The organism is Acidovorax sp. GW101-11A03, from assembly GCF_059424825.1.
The window spans coordinates 24,830-32,457 of sequence record NZ_JBWKZU010000056.1; the positions used below are offsets into that span (position 1 = coordinate 24,830).

6 protein-coding genes are annotated in these 7,628 nt (G+C 63.6%); 3 read left to right on the forward strand and 3 right to left on the reverse strand.

The window, feature by feature from the left end; all coding sequences use genetic code 11:
* Positions 1–143: 143 nt before the first annotated feature.
* Together AC07Z7_RS19810 and AC07Z7_RS19815 are read right to left on the reverse strand one after the other, a co-directional pair.
* Positions 144–635 carry an acyl-CoA thioesterase gene (locus AC07Z7_RS19810; protein ID WP_494767386.1) on the reverse strand — a complete coding sequence of 164 codons (492 nt, stop codon included), beginning with the start codon at positions 633–635 and terminating at the stop codon, positions 144–146.
* Positions 632–1,570, reverse strand: coding sequence for a histone deacetylase family protein (locus AC07Z7_RS19815; RefSeq protein WP_494767387.1), 939 nt, complete (start codon positions 1,568–1,570; stop codon positions 632–634). Before AC07Z7_RS19815 ends, AC07Z7_RS19810 begins: the two co-directional genes overlap by 4 nt.
* 200 nt (positions 1,571–1,770) lie before the next feature.
* Here AC07Z7_RS19815 and AC07Z7_RS19820 point away from each other — a divergent pair, with 200 nt between their 5' ends.
* The 3 genes from AC07Z7_RS19820 to AC07Z7_RS19830 all read left to right on the forward strand — a co-directional run bounded on the left by AC07Z7_RS19820 (position 1,771) and on the right by AC07Z7_RS19830 (position 4,648).
* On the forward strand, positions 1,771–2,319 hold the full coding sequence (locus AC07Z7_RS19820; protein WP_094290910.1) for a phasin family protein: 549 nt from the start codon (positions 1,771–1,773) through the stop codon (positions 2,317–2,319).
* A 401-nt stretch (positions 2,320–2,720) separates the two neighbouring features.
* A complete protein-coding gene (locus AC07Z7_RS19825; protein WP_094290909.1) occupies positions 2,721–3,773 on the forward strand; it encodes an extracellular solute-binding protein in 1,053 nt (350 codons plus the stop codon).
* A gap of 116 nt (positions 3,774–3,889) precedes the next feature.
* Complete coding sequence (locus tag AC07Z7_RS19830) at positions 3,890–4,648, forward strand: 3-hydroxyacyl-CoA dehydrogenase (RefSeq protein WP_494767388.1); 759 nt, start codon at positions 3,890–3,892, stop codon at positions 4,646–4,648.
* A 169-nt stretch (positions 4,649–4,817) separates the two neighbouring features.
* Here AC07Z7_RS19830 and AC07Z7_RS19835 read toward each other — a convergent pair.
* A partial coding sequence (locus AC07Z7_RS19835) for a bifunctional diguanylate cyclase/phosphodiesterase (protein ID WP_494767389.1) occupies positions 4,818–7,628 on the reverse strand: 2,811 nt, incomplete at its 5' end.

Sequence of the window (7,628 nt, forward strand, 5' to 3'; positions counted from 1 at the left end):
GCAACCCGTGGCGTCAGCCAAGGTTCAGGCGCTGCGGCCCGCAGCAGTCAGCATCAAAGGTTTTCAGGCCGCCTGCGCTTGCTGCTCATGGGTTGATTGCTATCAAATTGATTGCAACCGCACCACAGCTGCAGCGCGATCCGTCAGGCGGGCACCACCAGCGCCTGCAGCACGGTGCGCAGCGCCTCGGGCACGGGCACCGGGCGGCGGGTGTCACGGTCCACGTACACATGGATGAAATGGCCCGCAGCGGCGCTGAGTGGCTCGCCCTGCGCAAACAGGCCCACCTCGTAGCGCACGCTGGAGCCCCCGAGCTTGGCCACGCGGATGCCCGCCTCCACCGTCTGTGGAAACGCCAGCGGGGCAAAGTAGTTGCACTGTGTCTCGATCACCAGACCAATCACAGCCCCGGCGTGGATATCGAGCACGCCCTGGTCGATGAGGTGGGCGTTGACCGCCGTGTCAAACCAGCTGTAGTACACGACGTTGTTCACATGGCCATACATATCGTTGTCGCCCCAGCGTGTGGTGATGGGACGGAACGCGCGGTAGGCGCTGCGCGGCTGCGGGGCCGGGCGGGTGGGTGCGGAAGGCGTGGCGGAGGCGGTGGACGGGGTGCTGGCGGCAGAGGTCATGGCCGCACATTCTGCCAGCGCTGGTGGTATTGCAAGGCCACGCGCCAGGTGGTGAGCTGGGCCTGGATCGTGTCTTCCAGATCGTTGCCGTAACCCCCCGCCATAGCAAACACCAGCGGAATCCGCCGCTGCCAGGCCCAGTCGAACACGCGCCGGTCGCGCGCCTCCAGGCCGTCGTGGGTCACGGCCAGGCGGCCCAGGCGGTCGCCTTCGTGCGGGTCGGCCCCGGCCAGGTAGAACACGAGGCCGGGCGTGCAGCGCTGCTCCAGCACCGCCAGGGCCTCGTCCAGCGCCTGCAGGTACTCCACGTCCCCACAGCCGTCCGGCAAGTCCACGTCCAGATCGCCCGCCTCCTTGCGAAAGGGGAAGTTGCGCGCCCCGTGCAGCGACAGCGTGAAAACACTGTCGTCACCCTGGAAGATATGCGCCGTGCCATTGCCCTGGTGCACGTCCAGGTCGATCACGGCCACCTGCAGCGGCGGGCTGCCACCGCCCCGCCCTGCGGCATGCTCAGCCTGCATGCGCCGAGCAGCCACCGCCACATCGTTGAACACGCAGAACCCGCTGCCCTTGTGGGCATAGGCATGGTGCGTGCCGCCCGCCAGGTTGCCCGCCACGCCGTCGTGCACAGCCTGGCGGCTGGCGGCCACGGTGGCCCCCACCGAGCGCCGTGCACGCTCGGCCATGGCCTCGCTCCAGGGGAAGCCGATCTCGCGCTGCGCCGCGGGTGGCAGTGTGCCGTTCGCAATTGCGTCGATGTACTCGGGGGTATGGGCCAGCGCCAGATCTTCGTCCGCCGCAGGCAGCGCCACCTGCAGTGCCACGCCAGGCAGCTGCTGCGCAATCCGGTCGCGCAACATGCGGTACTTGGCCATGGGAAAGCGGTGGCCCTCGGGCAGGGGCAGAACGAAGTGATCGGCGTAGTAGGCAAACATGACGCGATTGTGGCAAGGCATGGATTTCTGGGGCGCCGTACCTAATTTGCTGCAGTGCAACAAAAAAACCTTGCAAACGCGCAGCAAGTCCCTAAAATTCATCCCATGCTGCACTGCAACATGACTCTACCGGGTCACGGTCAGCGCAGATGTCTGTAAGCCACCCTGGCCCATTGGGTCCCATTTTTAGGAGATATGACATGACGCTGACCGCTGAACAAATCCTGGCCTCGCACAAAGCCAACATCGAAACCCTGTTCGGTCTGACGACCAAGGCCTTCGAAGGCGTGGAAAAGCTGGTGGAACTGAACGTGACCGCCTCGCGCGCCGCCCTGTCGGAAGCCGCCAACCACACGCAAGCCGTGCTGGGCGTTAAGGACGCACAAGAACTGCTGGCCCTGCAAGCCGGCCTGTTCCAGCCCCTGGCTGAAAAGACCGCTGCTTACAGCCGCCACCTGTACGACATCGCTTCGGGCACCGGCGCCGAGTTCGGCAAGGCTTTCGAATCGCAAGCCACCGACGCACAGAAGGCTTTCACCAATCTGGTGGACAGCGCCGCCAAGAACGCCCCCGCCGGTTCCGAAACCGCCGTGGCCGTGATGAAGAGCGCCGTCTCTGCCGCCAACAACGCATTTGAATCGGTGCAAAAGGCCGTCAAGCAAGCGTCTGATGTGGCCGAGGCCAACTTCAACGCCGTGGCCAGCACCGCTGCCAACGCCGCCAAGACCGCTGCTCCCCGCAAGCGCTAAGCCCCGTACCTGCGGTCTGGAGTGCAACCTCTAGGCCGCATTCAGGGATTACCCTGATAATTCATTCATGCGCTGCGACACAAACCCTGTGTACAGCGCGCGAGTTGTCTCCTTGGATCCTCTCGAAACCCCCGTTTCAAGGATCCTTTTAAAGCCCGGTTTTGCGACCGGGCTTTTTTTTGCCCGCTCGATCCCACCCCATTCAGCCATCGCGTGACGAGAGAACGCGGGCATGTGGGCGCACAGGCCCACAACTGCTGCGCAGGCGCCGCGCGGCCCATCTTGCCTTGCACTACATCAGCTATCTGCCGCAATCCCGGGCCCCATTCGGGATATTTATTAAGAATAATTCGCGTTTGTTTTATCATTGCGACAGTAACAACCCCCGAAAGACGCATCCCATGTCGAAGACTGTGAAAGCCTTGCTGAGTGTTTGTGCCCTGGCCGCCGCCGCGAGCGGAGTCCATGCCCAGGAGCAGGTCGTCAACCTCTACTCGGCCCGCCACTATTCCACCGACGAAGCCCTGTACACCGGCTTCACCAAGGCCACCGGCATCAAGATCAACCGTGTGGACGCGGACGACGCAGGCATCCTGGCGCGCCTCAAGGCCGAGGGTTCAGCGTCGCCTGCTGACGTGATCCTGCTGGTGGATGCAGCGCGTCTCTACAAGGGTGAAGTCGATGGCCTGTTCCAGCCCATCAAGTCCAAGGTGCTCAACGACGCCATTCCCGCCAACCTGCGCAGCAATCCCGTCGCCGATGGCGGCATTGCCTGGTACGGCCTGTCCACTCGCGCCCGCGTGATCGTCTACAACAAGGTCAAGGTCCAGAAAGCCGACGTGGACACCTACGAAGAGCTGGGTGACCCCAAGAACAAGGGTAAGCTGTGCATCCGCTCGGGCTCGCACCCCTACAACCTGAGCCTGTTCGGCGCGGTGACCGAGCATGTGGGCGAGCAAAAGGCCGAAGCCTGGCTCAAGGGCATGGTGGCGAACCTGGCCCGCCCCCCCAAGGGTGGTGACACTGACCAGATCAAGGCCGTGGCCGCTGGCGAATGCGACATCGCCGTGACCAACAGCTACTACCTGGCCCGCCTGATGCGTTCCACCAAGCCCGAAGACGTGGCCGTGGTCAACAAGGTGGGCGTGGTATTCCCCAACCAGGAATCCTGGGGCACCCATCTGAACATCGCCGGTGGCGCAGTGGCTAAGCACTCCAAAAACCAGGCCAACGCCATCAAGTTCCTGGAGTACCTGGCCAGTCCCGAGGCCCAGAACTACTTCGCGAACGGCAACAACGAGTGGCCTGCCGCCAAAGGTGTGGCGCTGGACAACCCCGCCCTCAAGGCCATGACGGACGGCAAGCCCTTCAAGAGCGAGACCATTCCGATCAGCGCCGTGGGCGCCAATGTGACCAAGGTGCAGCAGATGCTGGACCGCGTCGGCTTCCAGTAAGCCCACCCTGCCCTCCGACAAGCCCGGCTTCGCCCGGGCTTTTTTTCGCCTTCGGCGCTGACATGAGATGCGCCATAATTGACGTTTACGTTAACGTCACTTACTGGAGGCACCTCATGGAAATCAAGGGCAAGGTATTCATCGTTACCGGCGGCGCATCGGGCCTGGGCGAAGGCACGGCGCGCATGCTGGCCGCCCAGGGCGGCACTGTGGTCATTGCCGACATGCAGGCAGAAAAAGGCGAAGCCGTGGCCAAGGAGATCGGCGGTGCCTTTGTTAAATGTGATGTGAGCAACGAGGCCGACGGCCAGGCCGTGGTGGCCAAGGCGGTGTCGCTGGGCAAGCTCATGGGCCTGGTCAACTGCGCAGGCGTCGCGCCCGCCGAAAAAACCGTGGGCAAGAACGGCGCGCATGCGCTGGCCCTGTTCAGCAAGACCATCACCGTCAACCTGATCGGCAGCTTCAACATGATCCGCCTGGCTGCCGAAGCCATGAGCAAGAACGAGCCCGAAGCCACTGGCGAGCGCGGTGCACTGATCTCCACTGCAAGCGTCGCGGCGTATGACGGCCAGATCGGCCAGGCCGCCTATTCCGCCTCCAAGGGTGGTGTGGTGGGCATGACCCTGCCGATTGCCCGCGACCTGGCGCGCAACGGCATCCGCAACATGACCATCGCCCCCGGCATCTTCGGCACGCCCATGCTGTTTGGCATGCCCCAGGAAGTGCAGGATGCGCTGGCAGCTGGCGTACCCTTCCCCAGCCGCCTGGGTACACCACAGGACTATGCCAAGCTCGTGCAGCACATTTTCGAAAACGACATGCTCAACGGCGAAGTGATTCGCCTGGACGGCGCCATCCGCCTGGCACCGCGCTGACAGCAGCCAAAGGGCCCGGGAGCCTTCTGCGCCTGGGTGGTTTGTACAAACGCTATTAAATCCATAGCTACAACCGCTTATCCATAGCGCGCAGAGGGCTTAAAAACCTTCAATTCCGCCCTCTTCTTCCTGGAAAGTACCGCTGCCTTGCCCCACCGGAGCACCCCGGTCAACCCTGCGGACGGGTGCGGGCAGTCATCCAGGCATCCAGCTGGGCCACAGGCACCGGACGGCTGAAGTGGTAACCCTGGCCGGTGTCACACCCCAGCGACAGCAGCGCCGCCGACTGCTCGGCAGTCTCCACCCCCTCGGCGATGGTCTCCAGGCCCAGACTCTGCGCGAGCCCAATGATGGCCCGCACGATGTGCTGGGCATTGCCCCCTTCGCCCAGGTGGCGTACGAAGGACTGGTCGATCTTGAGCTTGTGCACTCGCAGCCTCTGGATGTAGCTGAACGAAGAGTACCCGGTGCCAAAGTCATCGATGGACAGCTGAACCCCCAGGTCAAACAGCTGCTGAACAATCGCAATCACCTTCTCGGGTGCGTCCATAGCGATGCTTTCGGTCAGCTCCAGTTCCAGCATCTGCGGCGGCACCCCGCTTTCGGCCAACACCCTCTGCACCATCTCCACCAGACCCGGGTGGCGGAACTGCACCATCGATAAATTGACTGCAACGGTGAAGCCCGTGAACCCCAACCCGGCAGTCCCATGCCAGGCCCTGGCCTGGGCCAGCGCCGTGCGGAGCACCCATTCCCCAATGCCCAGAATCTGCCCGCTGCTCTCGGCCACGGGGATGAACTCTGCCGGGCTGACCGCGCCAAACTCCGGATGGTTCCAGCGCAGCAGCGCTTCAACCCCTACGACCCGACCATCCCGCAAGCGGATCTGGGGCTGGTAATGCAAGGCCAGCTGGTCTTGCACCACGGCGCTGCGCAGCGCGTTTTCAAGCTGCAGCACCCGCAACGAACGCGCCTGCATATCGGCGGAGAAGAAGCGGTAGGTGTCGCGCCCCGTCTCCTTGGCACGGAACATGGCTGCGTCCGCGCGCTGCGCCAGCGTCTCGAACTCGCCGCCGTCCTCGGGGTACATCGCGATGCCGATGGACGATGTCACCACCAGCTCATGGTGGCCCAGCAGGCACACGCGGCGCACCTCAGCCTGCAGGCGCTCGGCAGCATGCGCGGCATGCTGCGCATCCGCCAAGGGCAGCACGATGATGAATTCGTCCCCGCCGGGGCGCGACACGGTGTCTTCATCCCGCACCACCTGTTGCAGCCGGCGCGCGATCTCGACCAGCAGTTCATCGCCCACCTGGTGACCCAGGGAATCATTGACGTTCTTGAAGTGGTCCAGATCCAGGTACAGCAGCGCCAGCCGCTGCCCGCTACGCTGGGTGAGCGCCAGCGCCTGGCTGAAACGCGATGCAAACATGGTCCGGTTGGGCAGCCCGGTGAGCGCATCAAAATTGACCAGCTTGCGGATGCGCTCCTCGTCACGCTTGCGTTCGGTCACGTCCTCCTGCACCGCCAGGTAGTGGGTGATCCGACCCTGCTCGTCATGCAGCGGCGAGATGATGGCGGCCTCGTAGTATTCACGGCCATCCTTGCGGCGGTTGAGGAACTCGCCTCGCCACGCCCGCCCCGAGGCAAGGTGCGCCCACAGGTCCTGGTACACCGATGGCGGAGTCGACCCGGCGCTCAGCAGGCGCGGATTGCGGCCCATCACCTCCTCGGGTAGGTACCCGGAGGTGGCAGAAAAAGCTGGGTTCACATACTCAATGTTGCCGTCGGCACCGGCAATAAAGATCGAATGTGGAGCCTGCTCCACGGCATGGCGCAGCTTGCGCAGGGTGTCTAGCGTCTCCACGCGCTGCGTGATGTCCCGCGACAGCACCACAAAATGGGCTTCCCGCCCCTCCTCCATCGCCTTGCGGGCCACGGACAGCTCAAACCAGTGCCTGCCATCGGGCAGGTCCAAGGTGTACTGAAAATCACGGGCCATGCCGTGCTCGGCCGCAGCGTCAATGGCCGACTGCGCCACGGAGGCGGCCTGCGGCGGCAAGATGTCGTGCACCGAACGCCCAATCACCCGCTCGGCAGGCATCAGCAGCAGTTCAGGCTGGCGGGTATGGATCTGCACGTAGCGTCCATCGCGTGTCACCTCGAACATCAGGTCGGGCACCGCATCCAGCACCGCGCGCAAGGCCTTGTCGGATTGCTTCAATGCCCGGTAAGGTGCCTCAATGGTTCCAACAAAAACTGCGCGATACAGGTAGTAGTAGCCCAGCACCTTGTACACATGGCCCAGCAGGTTGAACAGGTCTGTGGCCGTCGCATACAACGTGAAAAAAACCTCACTCAGGGCCAGCACCCAGACCGCAGCAAACAACCGGGCCACATCGAAGGATGCATGCCCCCGCGCCAGACGCAGCAGCTGCGCCAGGGCCACGATGTAGAGCGCGATCACGCCGTACTCTGCGGTGATCTTGAACGGTGTCAGGCCCTCGGCGCCATAGGTTGCGGGGTACAGGTGCGGATACCAGAAGACCACTCCATGCACCGCAGCCACAACCCCAAGTACCAACCCCAACACCATGTACCGACGGGGGCCTGCCGACACCCCATGGCCCGTTGCATGCCACTGCAAGGCCAGTGCCCACAACAAGCTTGCCGCGCCCAGATACCGCGCAGGCAACCAGAAGCTGATGCCCTTGGCCACCGAATTGGGCGTGACATAGTCAGGCATGCCGGCGTAGGACAGCATGTGCGAGAAGTCCAGAAGCGCCACCCCCAGAAAGCCGCAAGCGAGGATGAACACGTTTCGCTGCGGATTGAAGCTGTGGGCCTTCCAGCCCACCGCAAAAACCAGCGCCGACACCACGATCGAGAGTGTTTCGAGGCCCTGGTGGAGTGCCAGGAAATGCGGCACCCGCCAAGCAGTCGCCTGCGCAAAGTAGGCCCAGGCACCCGCCGCTGTACC

Bases quoted from the DNA above. Each gene is read 5' to 3' on its own strand.
- AC07Z7_RS19810 (WP_494767386.1), bottom strand. From the start codon at position 635: ATGACCTCTGCCGCCAGCACCCCGTCCACCGCCTCCGCCACGCCTTCC.
- AC07Z7_RS19815 (WP_494767387.1), bottom strand. From the start codon at position 1,570: ATGTTTGCCTACTACGCCGATCACTTCGTTCTGCCCCTGCCCGAGGGC.
- AC07Z7_RS19820 (WP_094290910.1), top strand. From the start codon at position 1,771: ATGACGCTGACCGCTGAACAAATCCTGGCCTCGCACAAAGCCAACATC.
- AC07Z7_RS19825 (WP_094290909.1), top strand. From the start codon at position 2,721: ATGTCGAAGACTGTGAAAGCCTTGCTGAGTGTTTGTGCCCTGGCCGCC.
- AC07Z7_RS19830 (WP_494767388.1), top strand. From the start codon at position 3,890: ATGGAAATCAAGGGCAAGGTATTCATCGTTACCGGCGGCGCATCGGGC.